This window comes from Ramlibacter sp. (assembly GCF_041916345.1).
Lineage (GTDB): Bacteria > Pseudomonadota > Gammaproteobacteria > Burkholderiales > Burkholderiaceae_C > Ramlibacter.
Window position 1 is genome coordinate 1 of the sequence record NZ_JAYRZR010000073.1, and the last position, 20,605, is coordinate 20,605.

General features: G+C 70.7%; 20 protein-coding genes and 1 pseudogene. 6 read left to right on the forward strand and 15 right to left on the reverse strand.

The features are described 5' to 3' along the window. The 4 genes and pseudogenes from ACE3T5_RS16330 to accD all read left to right on the forward strand — a co-directional run. Positions 1-139 (forward strand): annotated as a pseudogene (locus ACE3T5_RS16330) (N-(5'-phosphoribosyl)anthranilate isomerase); the annotation flags it as partial. After that, entirely contained in the window at positions 117-1,376 is a 1,260-nt protein-coding gene (gene trpB, locus ACE3T5_RS16335; protein ID WP_374669146.1) for a tryptophan synthase subunit beta, read from the forward strand. The pseudogene ACE3T5_RS16330 and the gene trpB, both read left to right, overlap by 23 nt. Further along, positions 1,373-2,188 (forward strand): tryptophan synthase subunit alpha, encoded by an 816-nt coding sequence (gene trpA / locus ACE3T5_RS16340; protein ID WP_374669147.1) that lies wholly within the window; start codon positions 1,373-1,375, stop codon positions 2,186-2,188. The genes trpB and trpA overlap by 4 nt, the downstream gene beginning before the upstream one ends. A 21-nt stretch (positions 2,189-2,209) precedes the next feature. Further along, positions 2,210-3,082, forward strand: a complete 873-nt coding sequence (gene accD / locus ACE3T5_RS16345; RefSeq protein WP_374669148.1) for an acetyl-CoA carboxylase, carboxyltransferase subunit beta — start codon at positions 2,210-2,212, stop codon at positions 3,080-3,082. A gap of 24 nt (positions 3,083-3,106) precedes the next feature. Here the strand turns inward: accD and ACE3T5_RS16350 are convergent, their stop codons facing one another. Then, the gene (locus ACE3T5_RS16350) at positions 3,107-3,649 is read right to left on the reverse strand and encodes a YggT family protein (RefSeq protein ID WP_374669149.1); all 543 of its coding nucleotides are present in this window, start codon (positions 3,647-3,649) and stop codon (positions 3,107-3,109) included. Between the two features lie 52 nt (positions 3,650-3,701). Here ACE3T5_RS16350 and ACE3T5_RS16355 point away from each other — a divergent pair, with 52 nt between their 5' ends. Further along, entirely contained in the window at positions 3,702-4,337 is a 636-nt protein-coding gene (locus ACE3T5_RS16355) for an LON peptidase substrate-binding domain-containing protein (RefSeq protein WP_374669150.1), read from the forward strand. A gap of 16 nt (positions 4,338-4,353) precedes the next feature. Here the strand turns inward: ACE3T5_RS16355 and ACE3T5_RS16360 are convergent, their stop codons facing one another. The 14 genes from ACE3T5_RS16360 to ACE3T5_RS16425 all read right to left on the reverse strand — a co-directional run bounded on the left by ACE3T5_RS16360 (position 4,354) and on the right by ACE3T5_RS16425 (position 19,854). After that, on the reverse strand, positions 4,354-6,174 hold the full coding sequence (locus tag ACE3T5_RS16360) for a polysaccharide biosynthesis protein (protein ID WP_374669151.1): 1,821 nt from the start codon (positions 6,172-6,174) through the stop codon (positions 4,354-4,356). Then, complete coding sequence (locus ACE3T5_RS16365) at positions 6,161-7,666, reverse strand: DegT/DnrJ/EryC1/StrS family aminotransferase (protein WP_374669152.1); 1,506 nt, start codon at positions 7,664-7,666, stop codon at positions 6,161-6,163. The genes ACE3T5_RS16360 and ACE3T5_RS16365 overlap by 14 nt, the downstream gene beginning before the upstream one ends. Then, positions 7,663-8,289, reverse strand: coding sequence for an acetyltransferase (locus tag ACE3T5_RS16370; RefSeq protein WP_374669153.1), 627 nt, complete (start codon positions 8,287-8,289; stop codon positions 7,663-7,665). The genes ACE3T5_RS16365 and ACE3T5_RS16370 overlap by 4 nt, the downstream gene beginning before the upstream one ends. A gap of 23 nt (positions 8,290-8,312) precedes the next feature. Further along, positions 8,313-9,461, reverse strand: a complete 1,149-nt coding sequence (gene neuC, locus ACE3T5_RS16375) for a UDP-N-acetylglucosamine 2-epimerase (protein WP_374669154.1) — start codon at positions 9,459-9,461, stop codon at positions 8,313-8,315. Continuing rightward, positions 9,448-10,488: an N-acetylneuraminate synthase gene (neuB, locus tag ACE3T5_RS16380; RefSeq protein ID WP_374669155.1), complete on the reverse strand. Its 1,041-nt coding sequence runs from the start codon at positions 10,486-10,488 to the stop codon at positions 9,448-9,450. The genes neuC and neuB overlap by 14 nt, the downstream gene beginning before the upstream one ends. Continuing rightward, positions 10,481-11,197, reverse strand: coding sequence for a cytidylyltransferase domain-containing protein (locus ACE3T5_RS16385; RefSeq protein ID WP_374669156.1), 717 nt, complete (start codon positions 11,195-11,197; stop codon positions 10,481-10,483). The genes neuB and ACE3T5_RS16385 overlap by 8 nt, the downstream gene beginning before the upstream one ends. Next, on the reverse strand, positions 11,194-11,829 hold the full coding sequence (hisH, locus tag ACE3T5_RS16390; RefSeq protein ID WP_374669157.1) for an imidazole glycerol phosphate synthase subunit HisH: 636 nt from the start codon (positions 11,827-11,829) through the stop codon (positions 11,194-11,196). Before hisH ends, ACE3T5_RS16385 begins: the two co-directional genes overlap by 4 nt. Then, positions 11,826-12,593, reverse strand: coding sequence for an imidazole glycerol phosphate synthase subunit HisF (gene hisF / locus ACE3T5_RS16395; protein WP_374669159.1), 768 nt, complete (start codon positions 12,591-12,593; stop codon positions 11,826-11,828). Before hisF ends, hisH begins: the two co-directional genes overlap by 4 nt. A 13-nt stretch (positions 12,594-12,606) precedes the next feature. Continuing rightward, complete coding sequence (locus tag ACE3T5_RS16400; protein ID WP_374669160.1) at positions 12,607-13,926, reverse strand: N-acetyl sugar amidotransferase; 1,320 nt, start codon at positions 13,924-13,926, stop codon at positions 12,607-12,609. Between the two features lie 63 nt (positions 13,927-13,989). Then, the gene (locus ACE3T5_RS16405) at positions 13,990-15,186 is read right to left on the reverse strand and encodes a UDP-glycosyltransferase (protein ID WP_374669161.1); all 1,197 of its coding nucleotides are present in this window, start codon (positions 15,184-15,186) and stop codon (positions 13,990-13,992) included. Next, the gene (asnB, locus tag ACE3T5_RS16410; protein WP_374669162.1) at positions 15,183-16,979 is read right to left on the reverse strand and encodes an asparagine synthase (glutamine-hydrolyzing); all 1,797 of its coding nucleotides are present in this window, start codon (positions 16,977-16,979) and stop codon (positions 15,183-15,185) included. Before asnB ends, ACE3T5_RS16405 begins: the two co-directional genes overlap by 4 nt. Before the next feature lie 28 nt (positions 16,980-17,007). Beyond that, positions 17,008-17,562 (reverse strand): sugar transferase, encoded by a 555-nt coding sequence (locus tag ACE3T5_RS16415; protein WP_374669163.1) that lies wholly within the window; start codon positions 17,560-17,562, stop codon positions 17,008-17,010. Next, positions 17,559-18,365, reverse strand: a complete 807-nt coding sequence (locus tag ACE3T5_RS16420; protein WP_374669164.1) for an aldolase/citrate lyase family protein — start codon at positions 18,363-18,365, stop codon at positions 17,559-17,561. Before ACE3T5_RS16420 ends, ACE3T5_RS16415 begins: the two co-directional genes overlap by 4 nt. 10 nt (positions 18,366-18,375) lie before the next feature. Next, entirely contained in the window at positions 18,376-19,854 is a 1,479-nt protein-coding gene (locus ACE3T5_RS16425) for a lipid II flippase MurJ (protein WP_374669165.1), read from the reverse strand. 93 nt (positions 19,855-19,947) lie between these two features. Between ACE3T5_RS16425 and ACE3T5_RS16430 the strand changes: the two genes are divergently transcribed. Continuing rightward, positions 19,948-20,605 (forward strand): OB-fold nucleic acid binding domain-containing protein (locus ACE3T5_RS16430; protein WP_374669166.1); only part of this gene is annotated, 658 nt, incomplete at its 3' end.

The window sequence follows — 20,605 nt, forward strand, 5'->3', positions numbered from 1 at the left end:
GGCCGTTGATGTGAGTTCCGGCGTCGAAGCCTCCAAGGGGGTGAAGGACGCCACGAAGATCCATCAGTTCGTCGCGGCCGTGCGCGCCGCCGACGTGCTTCTTGCAAGGCCCGCCCATGATCTCCTATCAGCAGCCTGACGCCCGCGGCCACTTCGGCCCCTACGGCGGCAGCTTCGTCAGCGAAACCCTCACCCACGCCATCGCCGAACTGCGCGAGGCGTATGCCCGCCACCAGAACGACCCCGAGTTCCTGCGCGAATTCGCCTACGAGCTCAAGCACTTCGTGGGCCGCCCCTCGCCCATCTACCACGCCGAGCGCATGAGCCGCGAGCAGGGCGGCGCGCAGATCCACCTGAAGCGCGAGGACCTCAACCACACCGGCGCGCACAAGATCAACAACGTGATCGGCCAGGCCATGCTGGCGCGCCGCATGGGCAAGCCGCGCGTGATCGCCGAGACGGGCGCCGGCCAGCACGGCGTGGCCACCGCCACCATCTGCGCCCGCTACGGCCTGGAGTGCGTGGTGTACATGGGCAGCAACGACGTGCAGCGCCAGAGCCCGAACGTCTACCGCATGAACCTGCTGGGCGCCCGCGTGGTGCCGGTGGAATCCGGCAGCAAGACACTGAAGGACGCACTGAACGAGGCCATGCGCGACTGGGTGACGAACGTCGAGAACACGTTCTACATCATCGGCACGGTGGCCGGCCCCCACCCCTACCCGATGATGGTCCGCGACTTCCAGAGCGTGATCGGCAAGGAGTGCATCGAGCAGATGCCCGAGATGGCCGGCCGTCAGCCGGACGCCGTGATCGCCTGCGTGGGCGGCGGCAGCAACGCCATGGGCATCTTCCATCCCTACATCCCGTACGAGGCCACGCGCCTGATCGGCGTGGAGGCCGCGGGTGAAGGGCTGGACACCGACAAGCACTCGGCCTCGCTGCAGCGCGGCAGCCCGGGCGTACTGCATGGCAACCGCACCTACATCCTGCAGGACGAGGACGGCCAGATCACCGAGACGCACTCGGTGAGCGCCGGCCTGGACTACCCGGGCGTCGGCCCGGAGCACGCCTGGCTCAAGGACAGCGGCCGTGCCGAGTACGTGGGCGTGACCGACGCCGAGGCGCTGGAGGCCTTCCACTACCTGTGCCGCACCGAGGGCATCATCCCCGCCCTGGAATCCAGCCACGCCATCGCCTACGCGATGAAGCTGGCGCGCACCATGCGGCCCGACCAGCACATCCTGGTCAACCTCTCCGGCCGCGGCGACAAGGACATCGGCACCGTGGCGGATCTCGCCGGCGTCGACTTCTACGACCGGCCGTCCATGCGCGGCCTGTCGCTCAAGGGCCAGCCGAAGGGCGGTGCCCGATGAGCCGCATCGCCGCCACCTTCGCCAGCCTGCAGGCGCAGGGGCGCAAGGCCCTCATCCCCTACATCACCGCCGGCTTCCCGTTTGCCGACATCACGCCTGCGCTGATGCACACCATGGTGGAAGCGGGCGCTGACATCATCGAGCTGGGCGTGCCCTTCTCCGACCCCATGGCCGACGGCCCCGTGATCCAGCGGGCGGGCGAGAAGGCGCTGGCCATGGGCATCGGCCTGGCCCAGGTGCTGGAGATGGTGCGCCAGTTCCGCCAGACCGACGCCACCACGCCGGTGGTGCTGATGGGCTATGCGAACCCGGTGGAGCGCTACGACCTGCGCCACGGTGCCGGCGCCTTCGTGCGCGACGCCGCCGCGGCCGGCGTGGACGGCGTGCTGATCGTGGACTACCCGCCCGAGGAGTGCGAGGCCTTTGCCGACCTGCTCAAGGCGAATGGTCTCGACCTCATCTTCCTGCTGGCCCCTACCAGCACCGAGGCCCGCATGGCGCAGGTGGCACGCATCGCCTCCGGCTACGTCTACTACGTGTCGCTGAAGGGCGTCACGGGCGCCGGCCACCTGGACACCGCCGCGGTGGAGGAAGCCCTGCCGCGCATCCGCCGTCATGTGCACGTGCCGGTCGGCGTGGGCTTCGGGATCCGCGACGCCGCCACCGCCAGCGCCATCGGCCGCGTGGCGGATGCGGTGGTGATCGGCACCAAGGTCATCCAGGTGGTCGACGACCAGCCGCGCGAGCAGGTGCTGCCCGCCCTGGCCGACTTTCTGCGCGGCATCCGCGCGGCGTTAGACTCTGCACCCTGACCGTCTCCCAGGAGCGAACCCATGAGCTGGCTTGAGAAACTGCTGCCGCCCAAGATCCAGCGGACCTCCCCCACCGAGCGCCGCAGCGTGCCCGAGGGTCTGTGGATCAAGTGCCCCAGTTGCGAGACGGTGCTCTACAAGACCGACCTGGAGCAGAACCAGAACGTCTGCCCCACCTGCAGCCACCACCATCGCATCGGTGCGCGGGCGCGGCTGGATGCCTTCCTCGACGCCGAGGGCCGTTACGAGATCGGCCAGGAGGTGCTGCCGGTCGACCCGCTGAAGTTCAAGGACAGCCGCAAGTACCCGGAGCGCCTGAAGGAAGCCCTGGAACAGACCGGCGAGACCGACGCGCTGGTGGTGATGGGCGGCGCGGTGCACAGCATCAGCCTGGTGGCGGCGGCCTTCGAGTTCGACTTCATGGGCGGCTCCATGGGCAGCGTGGTCGGCGAGCGCTTCGTGCGTGGCGTGGAAACGGCCATCGAGCAGAAGGTGCCCTTCCTGTGCTTCACCGCCACCGGCGGCGCGCGCATGCAGGAAGGCCTGCTGTCGCTGATGCAGATGGCCAAGACCAACGCCGCGCTCACGCGCCTGGCCAAGAAGGGCCTGCCCTACGTCAGCGTGCTCACCGACCCGACCATGGGCGGCGTGAGCGCGGGCTTCGCCTTCGTGGGCGACGTGGTGATCGCCGAGCCCAAGGCGCTGATCGGCTTCGCCGGCCCCCGCGTGATCGAGTCCACCGTGCGGGTGAAGCTGCCTGAGGGCTTCCAGCGCGCGGAATTCCTGCAGGACAAGGGCGCGGTCGACTTCATCTGCGACCGCCGCGAGTTGCGCAAGACCGTGGCCAGCGTGCTGGCCATGCTGCAGCGGCAACCCGCCGACGCGGTGAGCTGAGCAGCCGGGCGGCCGGTTGCGCGCTCAGCGCAGCAGCTCGCCCTGCACGCCGCCCATCAGGATCAGCAGGATCTGCAGGGCCACCAGCAGCGCCAGGGGGGACAGGTCCACCCCGCCCACCAGCGGGATGAGGCGGCGGAAGGGCCGCAGCAGCGGCGCGCACATCGCCTCCAGCATGTCGTAGGCGTACGAGTCGGCGCGCACCCAGGACAGCACGGTGTAGACCAGCACCAGGATGATCAGCGCCCAGATGATCATCGTCACCAGCGCGAAGACCGCGTGCACCGGCATCATCCCCCAGCCGCCCCGGCCCCACAGCGCCCAGTTGATCGTGAGTTCCGCCAGCACGATGAGGTAGGCCGCGATCAGGCTGGCCAGATCGATGCGCATGCGCGGCAGCACCTTGCGCAGCGGCAGCACGATCCAGTCGGACAAGGCCATCACGAAGCGGCCAATGGGATTCTGGAATGGAATCCTTTGGTACTGCATGTAGAGGCGAACGAGGCACGCACCTGCCAACAGGTTGACGACGGTAGAGAGCAGCAGCGAGAAGATTTGGGCAAGCATTGCGCGCGATCGGCCGGGTCGTGGGATCATAGCGGCTGCCTCTGGATCGACCGTGACAGCCGCCCTGACCCTGCAGTCCCTGCCCCTGTTCCCGCTGAGCGCGGTGCTGTTCCCGGAGGGCCTGATGTCGCTGCGCATCTTCGAGGTGCGCTATCTCGACATGATCTCCCGCTGCCGCAAGGCCGGCGCACCGTTCGGTGTGGTCAGCCTCACCCAGGGCGCCGAGGTCCGCCTGCCCGGGCAGCCGCAGGAGAGCTTCTCGCAGGTGGGCACGATCGCCACCATCGAGACCTTCGAGAGCCCCAAGCCCGGCCTGATGCTCATTCGCGCGAGTGGCGCACAGCGCTTCCGCATCACGCAGAGCGACCAGTTGCGTCACGGCCTGTGGGTCGCCGACGTGGAACGCGTGCCCGATGACCTGGTGGTGGGCGTCCCTGACGACCTGCGCAACACCGCGGAAGCCCTGTCGCGCCTCATCGACTCGCTGCAGCGCAAGGCCGGCGAGGGCGAGGCCCTGCCCCTGCAGCCGCCGTGGCGCTTCGACGACTGCGGCTGGGTCGCCAACCGCTGGTGCGAGCTGCTGCCGCTGCCGGTGACGCTGAAGCAGCGCCTGATGGAGCTGGACAACCCGCTGGTGCGGCTGGAACTGGTGAGCGACGTGCTGGCCCGCACGGGCATCACGACCTGATCACCACGCGGCCTGATCAGCCTGCGCCGGCCGACAGCGGCGTGTACTCCGGCAGGTAGCGCTGCAGCCAAGCGCGCACTTCAGCCTCGCTGGGTGACGGGCCTGCCTGCAGCACCCAACGTTCCACCTCGTCCACCGAAGGGGGCGCGCCGCCCGTCTTGGCCACGCGCAGCTTGGGGTGCGGCGTGGGCTCGGTGGTCTCGTCGTCGGCCAGCAGTTCCTCGAACAGCTTCTCACCCGGGCGCAGGCCGGTGAAGCTGATCGGCACCTCCTGCTCGGTCTTGCCGGACAGGCGGATCAGCATGCGGGCCAGCTCCACGATCTTCACGGGCTCGCCCATGTCCAGCACGAAGATCTGGCCCGAGCGGCCCATCAGCCCGGCCTGCAGCACGAGCTGCGCCGCCTCGGGGATGGTCATGAAGTAGCGCACGATGTCCGGGTGGGTCACCGTGACCGGGCCGCCGCGCGCGATCTGCGCGGTGAATAGCGGCACCACCGAGCCGCTGGAACCCAGCACGTTGCCGAAGCGCACCGAGACGAACTGCGTCGCCGGCGCCTGCAGCGCCACGCCCTGCACCATCAGCTCCGCCAGGCGCTTGCTGGCGCCCATGATGTTGGTCGGGTTCACCGCCTTGTCGGTGGAGATCATCACGAAGCGGCGCGCGCCGCTCGCGGCGGCCGAGCGCGCGGCGTTCAGCGTCCCCAGCACATTGGTGCGCAGGGCCTCCACCTCGTTGTGATGCTCCATCAGCGGCACGTGCTTGTACGCCGCGGCATGGAACACCACCGTGGGTCGATGCCGCAGGCAGATCGCCTGCAGCCGGTCCCCTTCGCGCACGTTGGCGGTGTAGTAGAGGCCCTGCATCTGCGGATGCGCGCCACGCAGCTCCTGCTCGAGCTGGTAGACCGCGTACTCCGATACATCGACGCAGACCAGCGTGCCCACGCCCAGGCGCGCGATCTGCCGGCACAGCTCCGAGCCGATGGAGCCGCCGGCGCCGGTGACCAGCACCACCTGGCCGGAGAAGAGCTCGGCCAGGCCGGCGACGTCCAGCGCCACCGGGCTGCGGCCCAGCAGGTCCTCCAGCTCGATGCGGCGCGGGCCCTGGCTGCCATCGGCCTTGAGCCATTCGTCCGGTCGCGGCATGGTGAGCAGGGGCACGCGGGCATCCGCCGCGTGCAGCAGCATCGCGCGCCGCGCCTGGGCGCCTGGCGGGCTGGCCACCAGCACCGCCTCGGCGTCGCTGGCGCGCACCTGCTCCGATGTGTCCTCGGGCCGGCCCAGCACGCGGATGCCCTGCAGGGCCCGGCCGACCTCGGTGGCTTCGGGCGAGAGGATGCCCACCGGATGCCACTGGCTCGATCCGCGCAGGGCGCGCAGCGCGTCGGATGCCTCCTGCAGCGAGCCGAGAATCAGCAGCGGCCGGCCACCGCCGACGAACAGGTTGCGCTCCACGTAGGAGCGCCAGCCCGCCCGCGCCGCGCCCATCAGCACCAGGGCCAGCACCGGCTGCAGCACGAGCACCGAGCGCGGGAAGTCCGGCACGCGCAGCATCAGCACGATGGCGGCAGTGGCCATGCCCGCCAGCACGATGCCGGTCGCGAGCTGGCGCAGCTCCGCCAGGCCGATGAACGTCCAGACCTGCCGGTCCACGCGGGCGAACAGGAACGCCACCGCGTAGCCCAGCAGGCACCAGGGCGTGGCGCTCCAGGCGATCGCCGCGTAGTCGTCCGGCAGGTCGAGGTTGAAGCGCAGCCAGAACGCCAGCCACCAGGCCGCCAGCGCCAGCAGCAGGTCCAGGCCCAGCTGGACGCCGGTCGTCCTAAGCCAACGCACGTTCCAGACCCGCCTGCTGCAGCGCGCGCCGCAGCTGGCCGACCACGCGGTCCACCTGGGCGTCATCCATGTTCGATCCCGAGGGCAGGCAGATCCCGCCCTCGAACAGCGTGCCGCACACATCGCCATCCGGCTGGTGCGGGAAGTAGGGCGCGCCGCGGAACAGCGGCTGCTGATGCATCGGCTTCCACACCGGCCGCGCCTCGATGGAGTGGCGCTCCAGGCTGCGCAGCACGAAGTCACGGCGGGCCTGGGCGTCCTCGCCGGCCAGCGCGAAGCAGCTGAGCCAGCGGGTGGAGCGGTAGCCCTCGGGCTCGGGCATCCACACCAGGCCCGGCAGGTCCGCGAGGGCGCGCCGGTAGGTGTCATAGATGCGGCGGCGCTGCGCCACGCGCTGATCCAGCACGCGCAGCTGGCCGCGACCGATGCCGGCCAGCACGTTGCTCATGCGGTAGTTGAAGCCCATCTCCACGTGCTCGTAGTGCGCCACTGGCTCCCGAGCCTGCGTGGAGAGCTTGCGCGCCCGGGCGATCAGGGCCGCATCGTCCGACACCAGCATGCCGCCGCCGGAGGTGGTGATGATCTTGTTGCCATTGAACGAGTACACGCCCAGCGCGCCGAAGGTGCCGCTCGCGCGGCCCTTGTAGGAGGCGCCCAGCGATTCGGCGGCGTCCTCCAGGATGGGCACGCCGTGGCGGTTGCAGATCGCGAGGATCGCGTCCATGTCGGCGCTCTGGCCGTACAGGTTGACCACCACCACGCAGCGCGGCATGCGGTTCTCGCGCCGCGCCCACTCGAAGGCCCGCTCCAGCGCGGCCGGGGACAGGTTCCAGGTGCCCGGCTCGGAGTCGATGAACACCGGGCGTGCGCCGCTATAGAGGATGGGGTTGCAGCTGCCGATGAAGGTGAAGGACGAGCAGAACACGGTGTCCCCCGGCTGCACGCCCATCAGGATCAGGCCGAGGTGGATGGCGGCCGTGCCCGAGCTGAGGGCCGCACCATGGCCCACGCCGACATGCGCCGCGAGCTCGCGCTCGAAGCCATCCACGTGCGGGCCCAGCGGGGCGATCCAGTTGGTGCGAAAGGCCTCCTCCACGAAGGCCGTCTCCTCCTCGCCGAGATGGGGCGAGGACAGCCAGATGCGCTGCGTGAGTTCACGCCGCAGCACGATGTCGATGGCCCGGCCCTGGGCGTCGACCACCGGCAGATGGTCGATCTGGTGCGCGTCGAGCACGGCCACCGCAGCCGCCAGTCCGGCATCAGGTCCGATGGTGAGTGGGCTCTGGGCCGGCAGCTCACGGACCATCGCCATCTCGGGCAGGTGCTGCAGTGCGGCGCGGCGCAGGTCGCCATCGGTCACGGTCCGCACCAGGCGGCCGGCCTCGTCCACCACCAGCAGCACGCCGCGCGCTGTGCGGTTCAGCGTGGCCAGGGCCTGATGCAGTGTCGTGTCGCCACGGATGCACAAGGCCTCGAATTCGTCCGCTGTCATTTCATCCTCCTCGCCGGAACACCCACGTAGGTGCCCACTTCCCGGATCGACCGGTGCACCACCGCACCGGCGCCGATCACCACGTCATCCGCCACTTCCAGGCCCGGCAGCACACGGGCGCCCGAGCCGACCATCACGCCGCGCCCCAGCCGCACGCCACCGCCCAGCGCCGACTGGGGCGCCAGGTGGCAGAAGGGCCCGATGTCGCAGTCGTGATCCACCACCGCGCCATGGTTCACGATGCCGTGCTCGCCAATGCGCGCGCCGGGCGCCACCACGGCGCCGGCCGCCACCAGGCAACCGGGCGCCAGATGGGCAAAGGGTGACACGCTGGCGCCGGGGTGGATGATGCACGCGAAGGCACGTGCACCCAGCGCCCCGCACTCGCGCACGCGCGAAGCCGCGTCACCGATCGCCACATGCCACGTGCCCGCCTCTTCCAGCGCGGCTTCGATCGGCAGGCACAAGACGCCCGGCAGAAGGTCCCCGCTGCAGCGGGCCGGATCGCGGTCCGTGGCCAGCACGCGCGTCCAGCCGCCCGCGCGCAACGCGGCATCGGCCACCACGCGGCCGTGGCCGCCGGCGCCGAGGATCAGCAGGACCTGGTGGGAATCGGCTTGCATGAGGGGTTCCCTACGTCGCTGGCTCAGTACGCATTGGTCTTTTCCAGCACGCTGGCGTCCAGCGGCAGCGTGGCCAGCAGATGGGCGATGCGCTCGGCCGCATGGCCGTCGCCCCAGGCATTCTCACACGGCCAGCGTCCGTGGCGCCGCTGCGTGCGGATCGCCTCTGCAATGGCTTCACGCGTGGCCGGCACATCCAGGATGTGCGGCCCGCGCTCGCGCAGCCGCTGGCGATCCCCCACGTTCACCACGGGTGTGCCGAAGGTGGCGGCCTCGATGATGCCGGCGGAGGAATTGCCCACCATCACGGTGCCATGCCGCATGGCGGTGGCGAACAGCGGCCGGCCCAGGTGCGTGACGCGACGCGATCCCGCGGGCAGCGTGCCCGCCTCCAGGGCCTGCAGGATGGCCTGCGAACCCGCGTCCGCGTTCGGGTCCAGCCAGAGCACGGGCAGGCCGCTGTCACCCAGCGCCTGCGCCAGTGCCAGGGTCTGCGCACCGGCCTGCTCCGCCTGCTGCACGACCGGGTGGAACAAGGCCAGGATGAACTCGCTGCCAGCCGGCAGGCCGAGCGCCGCCAGGGCCTGCGCGCGATCCGCGATGGCGAGATCCGCGAGGCCGTCGATGCCCGGTGCGCCGGTGACGAACACCCGCTCGGGCGCCTCCCCCATGCGGACCAGGCGCTCGCGCGAAGCCTCAGTGGCGGCGAAGTGATAGCTCGCGAGCTTGCTGATCGCGTGACGCACCGGCTCGTCGATGGTGCCGGACCGCTCTCCGCCGTGCAGGTGCACGCTGGGCACGCCCATGTGCAGCGCGGCCAGCGCACCGGCGAGCATCTCGCCGCGATCGCCCAGCAGCAGCACGGCATCGGGACGCTCCCGTTCCAGCACATCGCACAGGCCGCGCAGGCAGTCTGCCAGGCCCTCGGCCATGCTGCGGCCGGTGCGCGTCTGCATGTCCAGCGGCAGCTCGGCGCACACCGGCAGCCCGCTGGCTCGCACCTCGTCGATCGTCATGCCGTGTTCGGCGCTCAGGTGCATGCCCGTCACGACGAGCTGCACCGAGAGTCCGGGTGTGGCCTGGATGCATTGCAGCGTGGCCGCCATCAGGCCGAAGTCGGCCCGGGTGCCGGTGAGGTAGAGGAGGCGCCGCGGCGCCTCAGTCGCGGCCATCGGGCGCCCCTCCCACCAGGTCGGTCCATTGCAGCACCGTGCCCGCGGGAAGATCGCGCGCAGCCACGCGGCCCGCGACCCGTGACACGTCGGCCGGGGCAATGCCGGTACCCGGGCGGCGGCAGGCCAGCTGCGGCGGGGTGATCGGCTGACCGGCGGCGATGGCCTGCGCGGCCACCACGCTGCGGCGGGCCACACGCGCCACCTCGCGCTCCGGCGCGGTCGGCGCCTTGTGCCCGTCGCCCAGCATCGCCTCGATGCGGCGGATGCCGCGCACCAGGGCCGCGAAGGGCGCCGGCTCCAGCGAGGCGCTGTGGTCCGGCCCGGGCAGCGTGCAGTCGAGCGTGAGGTGCTTCTCGATCACCGTCGCGCCCAGGGCCACCGCGGCCAGGCTGGCCTCGATCCCCTGGCTGTGGTCGGAGTAGCCGACCGGCACGCCCAGCTCGCGGCCCAGGGTGACCATGGCGCGCAGGTTGAGCGAATCATCGGGCGCGGGGTAGGACGACGTGCAGTGGAAGAGGCTCACGCCGCCCAGGTTGCCGCGCACCGCGCGCACCCAGCCGAGCGCGTCGCGGATCTCTTCCATCGTCGCCATGCCGGTGGACAGCAGCAGGGGCAGCCCGCTGGCCGCGGCGCGCTCGATCAGGGCGCGATGGGTCAGCTCGCCGGAGGACATCTTCAGGCGCCGCACGCCCAGCGCCACCAGCATGTCGGCTGCCTCCACCGAGAACGGCGTGGAGAAGAATTCGATGCCGATGCGCTGGCAGTGGTCCCGCAGGGCCTCGTGCTGCTCGCGCGAGAGCTCCAGCTTGCGCAACATGGCGAACTGGTCCTGCTCGCCCGTCTCGCGCTGCTGGTAGGCCGCGGTGGGGGCGCCAGGCACCACCAGGTCCTCGGCGCGGAAGGTCTGGAACTTCACCGCGTCGGCGCCCGCCTCGCGCGCGGCATCGCACAGGCGCAGGGCCAGCGCCAGGTCGCCGTTGTGGTTGACGCCGGCCTCGGCGATCACGAACACGGGCTCAGCCACCCGTCGCTCCCAGGCCGTGGCGCTGGTGCAGCCACAGCGCGTACTCGAAATCTTCCAGGTCGTCGATGTCAGCGGACTTCCAGCGCGGCATCACGTAGGGCACGGCCGGCACGCTCCACAGGCCGGCGCGCGCCGCCTGCGCCAGGGCGTCGCGGCGCCACACATAGATCGAGCCGTTCAGCGCATACACGGCCGGCGCATCCTGGCGGCGCGCGAAGCCGGCCGACTTGGACAGGCGCACGATGCCATCGGCGCCCTGCTCCACCAGATTGAAGTAGGGGTTGTCGCGCGCCTCGCACACGCTCAGCACCAGGCCGGCTCGGGCCGACAAGGCCAGGGCCGCGGCGATGTCCGACGGTTCGCGCAGCGGCGAGGTGGGCTGCAGGTCCACCACGGTGGCGACGGTCTGGCCCTGGCTTTCCAAATGGGCCACCAGATGCTCGATCACCGGCAGCTTGCCGGCTTCATCGGTCGCCAGGTGGGCCGGCCGCAGGACGGGCACCTGCGCACCGGCGGCGCGCGCCACTTCGGCGATGGCCGGATCGTCGGTGGACACCATCACCGCGTCGAGCGCCGGGCAGGCCAGGGCCTGCGCGATGGTGTGCGCGATCAGCGGCCGGCCCGCGAAATCACGGATGTTCTTGCCCGGCAGGCCCTTGCTGCCGCCGCGCGCGCAGATGGTGGCGAGGGTGAGGCCGCCAGCAGTCACAGGGCGACGAACCGGCGCAGCATGCCCAGGCCCGCCTCGGCGCTGCGTTCAGGGTGGAACTGGCAACCGTACAGGTTGTCGCGGTGGATGGCGGCGCAGAGGGTGCGGCCGTCATAGTCCACATCGGCCAGGCGCACGCTGTCGTCGGTGGGCACGCCGGAGAACGAGTGCACGAAGTACGCGCGCTCGCCTGGCTTCACGTCGGCGAGTATCGTGCCCGCCCAGGGCGCCACCGGTCGCAGGGGCCGCCAGCCGATATGCGGCACATGATGCGGCCGGCCGTCCACGCCGGTGGGGGGCACGGCCACCACGCGGCCGCCGATCAGGCCCAGGCCACGGTGCTCACCCATCTCCTCGCCCACATCGAACATCATCTGCAGGCCCACGCAGATGCCGATGAAGGGGCGGCCCGTCGCCACGAAGCGCAGCACCAGGTCGTCGAAGCCGCGGGCGCGCAGCTCGCGCATGCCGTCGCCGAAGGCGCCCACGCCGGGCAGCACCAGACGGTCGGACTGCAGGTCTTCCGCGCTCGCGCGCTGCACCAGTCGCACGCGCGCGCCGCAGTGCTCCAGCGCGCGCACCACGTTCAGGATGTTGCCGATGCCGTAGTCCAGGACGGTGGTGGTGGTCATGCCGCCGGCACCTCGCGCAGGTCCAGCCCGGCCTCGCGCGCGTGGCGCTTGATCTCGGCCAGGCTCATGCGGTTCCAGTGCAGCGCATCGGCAATGGCGATGCCCGACACGCCGGTGGCGGCGACCGCGCCCAGGTCTTCCGCGCGGCCGAAGCCGCCGCTGGCCGTGACGGGCACGTTGACCACGTCGCAGACGGCCTGCACCAGCGGGAGATCGAAGCCCTTGCGCGTGCCCTCCTGGTCCACCGAGGTGAGCAGCACCTCGCCGGCGCCCAGGTCCACCGCCTGCTTCACCCACTCGACGACGTCGCGGCCCGTCCGCTCGCGTCCGTTGTCGGTGTAGGCCTCCCAGCGGCCGGGGGCGACCCGCTTGGCCTCCACGCCCAGCACCATGCACTGCGAGCCATAGCGGCGCGCCACTTCGCTGATCAACGCGGGCCGCGCGATGGCGGCCGTGTTGATGGCCACCTTGTCGGCGCCGGAATGCATCATGGTGCTCACGTCGTCGAGCGAGCGGATGCCGCCGCCCACCGTGATGGGCACGTACACCTGATCCGCCGCGCGCTTGATGATGTCCGACAGGTTGTTGCGCTGGTAGAGGCTGGCGACGATGTCGATGAACAGCAGTTCATCCGCGCCCTCGCGGTAGTAGCGAACCGCGTGCGCATGCGGATCGCCCACCACACGCAGGCCTTCCAGATGGATGCCCTTGATGAGGTTGGGCCCCTTGATGTCGAGGCGGGCGATGATGCGGACGTGCTGCATGCAGTGCGGACCTTCAGGCCGGCTGCTCCCAGACCGTGCGCCGCAGCTTCCACTGACCGTCTCGACGGGTCCAGAGATGCGGCGAGCGGAAGGTGTCGGCCAGGCGCATGAAGTAGTCGCGGTCCATCATGGGCGACTCGAACATCTTCGAGGCCTGCGGGAACTCCTTCGCGGGGATGCTCAGGTAGCGGAAGATCTCCTCCGCGAAGCGCTCCGGGAATTCGCCGTCGTAGCGCCGCACCAGGGCCACGCCTTCATCGCGCGTGATGTCGCCGGAGCGGATCTCCTGCGCGGCATCGTACGTGGCGCGGCCGATGCCGAACTTGGTGAACGTCGTGTAGTAGTGGAAGTCGTCGATGCGGTCGTCGATGCTGTTGTACTTGCTGTACGTGCCCGGGGTGCGCTCGGGCGAGGCCTCGAAGCCGCCGTGCTCCACCGCATAGTAGTAGCAGCTCTGCGGGTGCCACTTGAGGTAGTAGCCCAGGTAGTGCACCTCGATGTTCTTCTTCTCGATCTGCACCGGGTCGGCTGGCAGGTAGGGCAGCAGGTCCTGCTCCTCCAGCCCGAAGTCCTCGTACAGGCTCTTGAGCGAGGTACCGCCCAGGTAGATCTGCGACTTGTCCGAAGAAGTGAAGTACGACCAGTCGCGCTTGGCGCTGGAGGTGTCGCCGATGGGGTTGCCGTACTCCGCCTCGTTCTCGCCGTAGATCACGAACGGGATGTCATGCAGGATCGCCATCTTGGGCGCCAGCGACTTCTGGCCGAAGATGAAGGGCTGGAAGGGGTGGAACAGGTTTTCCACCGCCAACCGCGTCACCAACCGGTGCACCCGGCCATTGGGCGTGGTGAGCTCGTTGTCGAAGCCGGCGTGCAGCCACGACTGGAAGTTCTTCCAGCCCCACTCCGTGTAGATGTGCGGCGCCCAGGTCACGGTGAGCGGGTGCATGCCGAAGCGCGACTTGAGCACGTGCGAGGCATAGAAGCTGTCCTTGCCGCCAGAGCCGGGCACGAGGCAGTCGTAGCCCGACTTGCTGCGGAACTTGTCGCACAGCGCCGCGAGCTGGTCTTCGCGCTGCTTCCAGTCGATGGTGCCGCGCTTCTGCTCCGCGAAGCGGCAGGCGTCGCACACGCCCTCTTCGTCGAAGTTGATGGTGGCCTTCTTGCTCTGCTTCGTGTGCTGGTACTCCACCGCGGAATTGGGCCGCTGGTTGGAGATCACGCACTGCTTGCAGAAGTGCACGTAGCGCGGCAGGCCGTACTTGATCTCGGCGTCGTCGTCGGACGCCTCGAAGGCCGAGAGGTCAACGGCGCGGGGGCTGGGAATGAGGGACATCGGAGCGGGGCAGGAAGGCGCGCCCGCTCGGGGTGTGGGGCGAACCGGATGGCAAGGCAGGCATTATAGAAATTCGTCGATTTCGGCCAGGACGCGCCCGGTGGCGGAAGCCCCCGCACGCGGCGGCAGGCGGCCTGCGCCCACCCAGGATTGCAAGGCCCGGGCCAGGCCCTCGACCGGCACAGCCGCGTCGGCGATGCCGAAGCGGGCCAGCGGCATGGCCTCGTCGAACACCGACCCCTGCACCTGGATCAGGCGGCAACCGGCCAGATGCCCCTCCAGGCCGACGGTGGAGGTGAGCGTGACGACGGCGTCCACCGCATGCAGCAGGGGGTGCAACGGCCAATCCTGCCCGGTGAGCAGCACTTGCGGGGACTCGGGCAGCGTCGGCGGCACCTGCCCGGCCCGCGGCCGCACGCACACGGTCACGTCCGGCTGGCCCAGGGCCCAGCGCAGCACCGCCTCGCGTGCGCGGGCTGGCAGGGTCGGATCGCCGGGGCGGCCGTCGAAAGGGTGGCGCGCCGGCTCCTCCTGCTCCACCCAGAGCACGACGCGGCGATCGTTCCAGCCCTTCGCTTCGCGCAGGGCGCGCCCTTGCTCGACGCACGCCGGCGCAGCCAGGGCGTCGAAGGCAGGGTTGCCGGTGACCCGCACCTGGGACGGCTCCCGCCCGGCACGCACCAGGAAGTCGCGCACGGCCTCATTGAGCACCAGCACCCGTTCCGCGTAGTCCGGCTGGCCGATCCAGCGCACCTCGTCCACCGCGAACAGGTCCACCAGGCAGATCGCAGGAATGCCCAGGCGACGCGCCGCGAGCGCCGCCGCCCGCTCGGCCCGCGGCGAGTTGGTGACGAACACCAGGTCGGGCCGCACCCGACGCAGGATGCGCTCCAGCGTACGCACCGGCAGGAAGGCCTGTCGGCCGTCTGCCGCATAGCGCTTCGCCGCCTCCGCCTCGCTGGCATCGGCCACCAGTTCCGCGTAGCTCAGGCCCAGGTAGGCCGCCGTCTCTTCGGGGTCGGCCACCTGCCCCATCGAGGCTGCCAGCTCGCGGCCGCGCGCCAGTGCGTCCGCATCACCAGCGTCGACAAAATCCTTGAACTGCAGCAAGGGCAGCCCCGCCTCGCGCACGACCGGCGCCGCCGTGGTGAGCCCCAGCACCTGCACCTGCGCGCGGCCGCTCGCCTGCAACGCACGCGCAACCGGCACGACCATGCGCACATGGCCGCTGCCATAGCAGACGAAGAGGACGCGCTTCACGCCAGCGCCTGCTCGGCCCACAGGGCCAGCGCGGCCAGCGCGCGCAATTCGCGCGTGTGGTTGGCCGAGCCGTCCACGTGGCGATCCAGCAGGCCCTGGACCTCGGCCGCGTCGAAGGACTCGCGCAGCAGCGCACTGCGGCCCAGCACATCGCGCAGCCAGGGCTGGCTCTCGGCGCGGAACCACTCGCCGATCGGCACGGTGAACATCTGCTTGCGACGGTAGGCCAAGTCTTCGCCGATCAGCGGCACGACGGCCTTCTTGTACCAGTGCTTCTTGTCGCCTTCGGCCGAGACCTTGGTCGCGCCGCGGCTGCGGAAACCCAACTCCATCATCCGGTAGTCCAGGAACGGCGTGCGCGCCTCGATGCTCACCGCCATGCCCATGCGGTCCGGCTTGACGAGGTTGTTGCCGGACAGCAGCAGCTGCATGTCGAGGTAGAGCGCCTGATTGATGCGGTCGAAGTGCCCGGCTTCGTCGAACCAGGGACGCGCCGCCACCTCGAAGCTGTCGATGCCCTCCAGCTGCCGACGCAGAGCGGGCTGATACAGGGCCCGCTTGGCCGCCGGTGCCAACAGGCTGATGTGGTCGAAGTAGCGACGCTGGAAGTCGGCCGCGGACAGATCCATCACGCCGGGCTGGCGCAGGAAGTCCGCGTACTTGTCGTAGCCGCCGAACAGCTCGTCCCCGCCGTCGCCGGTGAGCACCACCTTGACGTGCTTCGCAGCCAGCTCGCTCACGCGCAGCGTCGGCATGAAGGACGCATCCCCATGCGGCTGGTCCAGGTGGTACAGCACGTGCGGCCAGCGCTGCAGCATGTTCAGCTCCGCCACCTCCATGGTGTGCGCGCAGCCGAACCGCCGCGCCGCTTCGGCCGCGTAGGCCGATTCGTCGAAGCGCGGATCCGCGAAGCCGATGCAGAAGGTCTTGACCGGCTCCTTCACGTGCCGTGCCATCAGGGCCACGATGGTGCTGGAGTCCACGCCGCCGGACAGGAAGGCGCCCCAGGGCACGTCCGCGCGCAGGCGGATGCGGGTGGCGTCGTCCAGCGTGGCGAGAAATGCCTCGGACCAGGCCTCGAACGACAGGTCCTGCTCGCGCTGGTCCGCCAGGCGCCACCAGCGCTCGACCCGCGACGCGCCGGTGCGGCCGAAGCGCACCCAGGTGCCGGGCATCACGTGCCGCACCTGGAGCCAGATGGTCCAGGGCGCCGGAATGTAGTTGAAGCTCAGGTAATGGTGGATGGCCTCGAAGTCCACCTCGGGCACGGTGCCACCGGCACGCGCGGCCGGCAGCATCGCCTTGATCTCGGAGCCGAACAGCAGGCGCCGGCCGTCGTCCATCACATACAGCGGCTTGACGCCGATGCGGTCGCGCACCAGGTACAGCGCGTCCTCGCGTGCGTCGTCGATGGCGATGGCGAACATGCCGTTGAGCCGGCGCAGGAAGGCGATGCCCTCGCGTTCATACAGGCGCAGCAGGACCTCGGTGTCGGACTGTGTCTTGAGCACCACGCCCTCGGCGCGCAGCGCCGCTGCCAGTTCGACGTAGTTGAAGATCTCGCCGTTCTGCACCAGTGCGATCTGCCCGTCGTCGGAGACGAACGGCTGGTGGCCGCCGCCGATGTCGATGATGGACAGACGCCGGTTGCCGATGCCCACGCCGCGCGCAGGCTGGTGCCAGATGCCGGCGTCGTCCGGGCCGCGATGGGCCAGGCGGTCGCCCATGCCCGCGAGCAGCGTGTCATCGAGCGCGCGCCGCTCACGATCCCAGTAGCCGAAGATGCCGCACATGCCCGAGGGTCCTCCCGTTCGCCGTGGCCTAGTTGCTGCCCTTGCCCGACAGGCGGCCCAGCGTCCACCAGAGCACTTGGAGATCCAGCCACAGGCTTTGTTCCCGCACGTAGCGCAGATCGAGGGCCAGGCGCTGTTCGGGCGTGGCTTCCGAGCGCAGCCGCGCCTGTGCCAGTCCGGTGATGCCGGGGCGCACGCTGCAGCGCTCGGCCCAGTCGGCCTCGGTGTAGAGGCTGCGCTGCGCGGGCACGTCGGGCCGCGGACCAACCAGGCTCATGTCGCCCAGGATCACGTTCAGCAACTGCGGCAGCTCGTCGATGCTGGTGCGGCGGATGAAGCGGCCGATGCGGGTGATGCGGGGGTCGTCGCCGGTCGTGAAGTAGGGGCCGATGGCAGCCGCATTGGGCACCATGCTGCGGAACTTGTAGAGGCCGAAGGTCGCGCCGCCGCGGCCCACGCGCTGCTGGCGGAAGAACACCGGCCGCCCCGACTCCAGCAGGATCGCCAGCGCCACCAGCAGCAGGAAGGGCGCGAGCGCGATCAGGCCTGCGCCCGCCAGCACGATGTCCAGCAGGCGCTTCATGCGCGGGCGGCCAGCCGCTGCGCGATGGCCTCGATGGTGCCGGCGATGCGGCTCGCGTCCGCCTGCGCCTGCGCCGGGCTGCGCTGCGCCAGCGCCTGTTCCGCCTGCCGCAGGGCCGCCACCTCGTCCTCGAAAGGCGTCTGCGCGTCCGGCCGGTGGAAGGTGCGCGAGAGGATCACGGCGGAGGATCCCAGGCGCACATGCTCGGCCAGCACGTCGCGGCCCGGCAGCTCGCCCTCGTCCATGCGGGCGATGCCGCCAAAGCCGAACGGCAGGCCCGCGGCGCGCGCCACGCCGGCCACGCGCTCGACCAGGCCGCGCGCCAGCGGCTCGAACATGAAGCGGCAGCCCAGTGACAGGTGCAGGTCGTTCAGCCCCATGTAGATCTCGCCGAGGCCCGGGGTGCGGGCCCAGGCTTCCACCGATTCCAGGGCATCGGCCGTTTCCAGCAGCGGCACCACGGGGACACGGCCGGCGACGATGCGACAGAAGGCCTGCAACTCAACGGGCGTGCGGAACATGGGCAGCATCAGCAGATCCGCGCCCTGCGCCAGCACGGCATCCACCTCGGCCGCCGTGCCTTCATTCAATGGGTTGACGCGCACCATCAGCCGCGCGCGGCGCAGCGCCTGCCGCACCCGCCCCACGTCTTCCAGCTGGTGGGTACTGATGAAGGTATTGCGCCCGGCCTGGCGCTCCTGCTTGCCCAGGCGCTCCAGGTCGACCCAGATCCGGAAGCCGCCAAGCCGCTCGCAGCGCTGCGCGAAGGATGGGTCGTTGGTGACTTGGATCAGCTCGATCATCGGGGCGCGATTATCGCCGCAGGGCCGCGCGCACATCGGCGCTGACGACCCAGGCCAGGCCGATCACCGCGGCCGCCAGGCAGACGGCCATAGCGAGCTGCAAGGCGGTGCCAGCCTGGGCGATGGGCGTGAGACGCGCCAGGGCCAGCGCCGCCAGGGCACCCCCGGCGCCAGCGATGAAGGCAGGCCACGGCAGCCAGGCGAGGACCGGTCGCCCCAGGCTGGCCAGCACGACGCCCGACACGGCCGCCAGCAACAGATTCATGCATTGCATGAGGTCGCTTCCGCTCAGCGGCGGGCCCCAGCCGGCCAGCGCCAGCAACGTGGCCAGCGCCGCCGCGTAGGCCCATGACGCCGGTGCCAGACGCTGCTGCGCGGCCAGCACCGCGGTACCGACCGCCAGCAAGGCCTGCGGCAGCAACGACCACGCACCGACCTGGCCCCAGGCGGCGAGTTGCGCCACCGCCTCCGGCTGCATGCGCCCCCACCCAAACAGCAGGCGAGCCACCGCGGGCGCCGCCAGCAGCAGGCCGGCGGTGGCGGCGCAGGCCAGCACCCAGGCGAGGGCGAAGCCCGCGCGGATGGCCCGGTCCGCGTCGGCCCGGCCCGCATCGCCTGGCGTCGCCAGCGCGCGCGAGATGGCCGGCAGGGCCAGGGTCGCCACCAGCTGCACCGCCAGCATGAGCGGCAGCTCCACCAGCTTCCAGGCATAGTTGAACGTGGCGAGCGCGCCCGCGCCCTCCTGGGAGGCAATGGACCGCGCGGCAAAGGGCAGTGCCAGCGGCAAGCCGGCGGCCAGTACGGCCCACAGCCAGAGGCCCGCACCCGGCAAGCCCGGTGCCGCGGGCGCCGGCGGCACCCGGAACGGGCCCTGCCGTTGCCAGAGCCAGGCCAGCCGCGCAAGCATCGCCGCCAGCAACCCGATGCCGAGCCAGGTGACCGTACCACCCCCCCCACCCGCCGCTGGCCGCCCCGCCACCGCGAAGAGCGTCGCGATCAGACATCCGTTGACCACCAGGTTGGCCGCATACATGCCGGTGAAGTCCCGCTCGTGCTGCAGACGCGCCGCCCACAGGGCCGCCAGCAAGGCCGCCGGCAGGGCCACGGCGCTCCAGGCCAGCGCACGCACGGCCGAGGGCATGAGCGCACCGGGCAGCCCCCCCACGAGCAGACGCGCCGCAGGTTCGGCCAGCAGCACCAGGCCGAGTGCCACCGCCACGCCGAACGCGGCCAGCGCCCAGGCCACCCGCCGCTGCACCGCCGCCACCTCCGCCGGCGCCAGCCGTGCCCAATGCGGCAGTAGCGCATAGGAGAGCGCGCCCGCGGCCACCACGCCGGTGAGCCAGTCCGGCAGGCTGAACATCAGCACCGCCACATCGCCCATGGCACTGGCGCCGAAGGCCGCCGCCTGGGCGGACTCACGCACCAGCCCGGCAAGACGGCTGGCCACGAGCAGCAGCAGGGCAAGCAGGCCGGCGCGCAGGAACATGGGGCGGATTATCGAGGCGGCGCCCACCCGGGCCCCGCAAAACTAGAATGGAGGGTTTCGCCCCTCCGACCGGCGCCTGGCGCCCGGCCCCCGATGAACGCACCGCACACCCCCCCGCCCTCCGACGAGAACCAGCTGATCGCCGAGCGCCGCGAGAAGCTCAAGGCCCTGCGCGAGGCGCATCGCGCTGGCGGGGCGCCCGCCTTCCCGAACGACTTCAAGCCGGGGAACCACGCACAGGCCCTGCATGACGCCCATAGTGCCAAGCCGCCCGAGCAGCTGGAGGCCGAAGGCACGGTGGCGCGCGTGGGCGGCCGCATGATGCTCAAGCGCGTGATGGGCAAGGCCAGCTTCGCGACCGTGCAGGACGGCAGCGGCCGCATCCAGGTGTACGTGACGCGCGACGCGGTGGGCGAGGAGGCCTACGCCGCCTTCAAGCACTGGGACCTGGGCGACATCGTCGGCGCCGAGGGCAAGGTGTTCAAGACGCGCACCGGTGAGCTCTCGCTGCACGCCACCTCCATCCGTCTGCTCACCAAGAGCCTGCGGCCCATGCCGGACAAGTTCCACGGCGTGGCCGACCAGGAGGTGAAGTACCGCCAGCGCTACGTGGACCTGATGACCGACGAGGACGCCCGCCGCCGCTTCACCGCGCGCAGCAAGGCCGTCTCGGGCATTCGCGAGTTCATGGTGGCGCACGGCTTCCTGGAGGTGGAGACACCCATGCTCCACCCCATTCCCGGCGGCGCCA

What these genes read in the sequence shown, in the direction of transcription:
- ACE3T5_RS16350 (WP_374669149.1), bottom strand. Translation starts at nt 3,649, where the DNA reads ATGCTTGCCCAAATCTTCTCGCTGCTGCTCTCTACCGTCGTCAACCTG.
- ACE3T5_RS16365 (WP_374669152.1), bottom strand. Translation starts at nt 7,666, where the DNA reads ATGACAGCGGACGAATTCGAGGCCTTGTGCATCCGTGGCGACACGACA.
- hisH (WP_374669157.1), bottom strand. Translation starts at nt 11,829, where the DNA reads ATGACCACCACCACCGTCCTGGACTACGGCATCGGCAACATCCTGAAC.
- hisF (WP_374669159.1), bottom strand. Translation starts at nt 12,593, where the DNA reads ATGCAGCACGTCCGCATCATCGCCCGCCTCGACATCAAGGGGCCCAAC.
- ACE3T5_RS16420 (WP_374669164.1), bottom strand. Translation starts at nt 18,365, where the DNA reads ATGATCGAGCTGATCCAAGTCACCAACGACCCATCCTTCGCGCAGCGC.
- accD (WP_374669148.1), top strand. Translation starts at nt 2,210, where the DNA reads ATGAGCTGGCTTGAGAAACTGCTGCCGCCCAAGATCCAGCGGACCTCC.
- trpA (WP_374669147.1), top strand. Translation starts at nt 1,373, where the DNA reads ATGAGCCGCATCGCCGCCACCTTCGCCAGCCTGCAGGCGCAGGGGCGC.
- neuC (WP_374669154.1), bottom strand. Translation starts at nt 9,461, where the DNA reads ATGGCCGCGACTGAGGCGCCGCGGCGCCTCCTCTACCTCACCGGCACC.
- ACE3T5_RS16425 (WP_374669165.1), bottom strand. Translation starts at nt 19,854, where the DNA reads ATGTTCCTGCGCGCCGGCCTGCTTGCCCTGCTGCTGCTCGTGGCCAGC.
- asnB (WP_374669162.1), bottom strand. Translation starts at nt 16,979, where the DNA reads ATGTGCGGCATCTTCGGCTACTGGGATCGTGAGCGGCGCGCGCTCGAT.
- trpB (WP_374669146.1), top strand. Translation starts at nt 117, where the DNA reads ATGATCTCCTATCAGCAGCCTGACGCCCGCGGCCACTTCGGCCCCTAC.
- ACE3T5_RS16370 (WP_374669153.1), bottom strand. Translation starts at nt 8,289, where the DNA reads ATGCAAGCCGATTCCCACCAGGTCCTGCTGATCCTCGGCGCCGGCGGC.
- ACE3T5_RS16400 (WP_374669160.1), bottom strand. Translation starts at nt 13,926, where the DNA reads ATGTCCCTCATTCCCAGCCCCCGCGCCGTTGACCTCTCGGCCTTCGAG.
- ACE3T5_RS16415 (WP_374669163.1), bottom strand. Translation starts at nt 17,562, where the DNA reads ATGAAGCGCCTGCTGGACATCGTGCTGGCGGGCGCAGGCCTGATCGCG.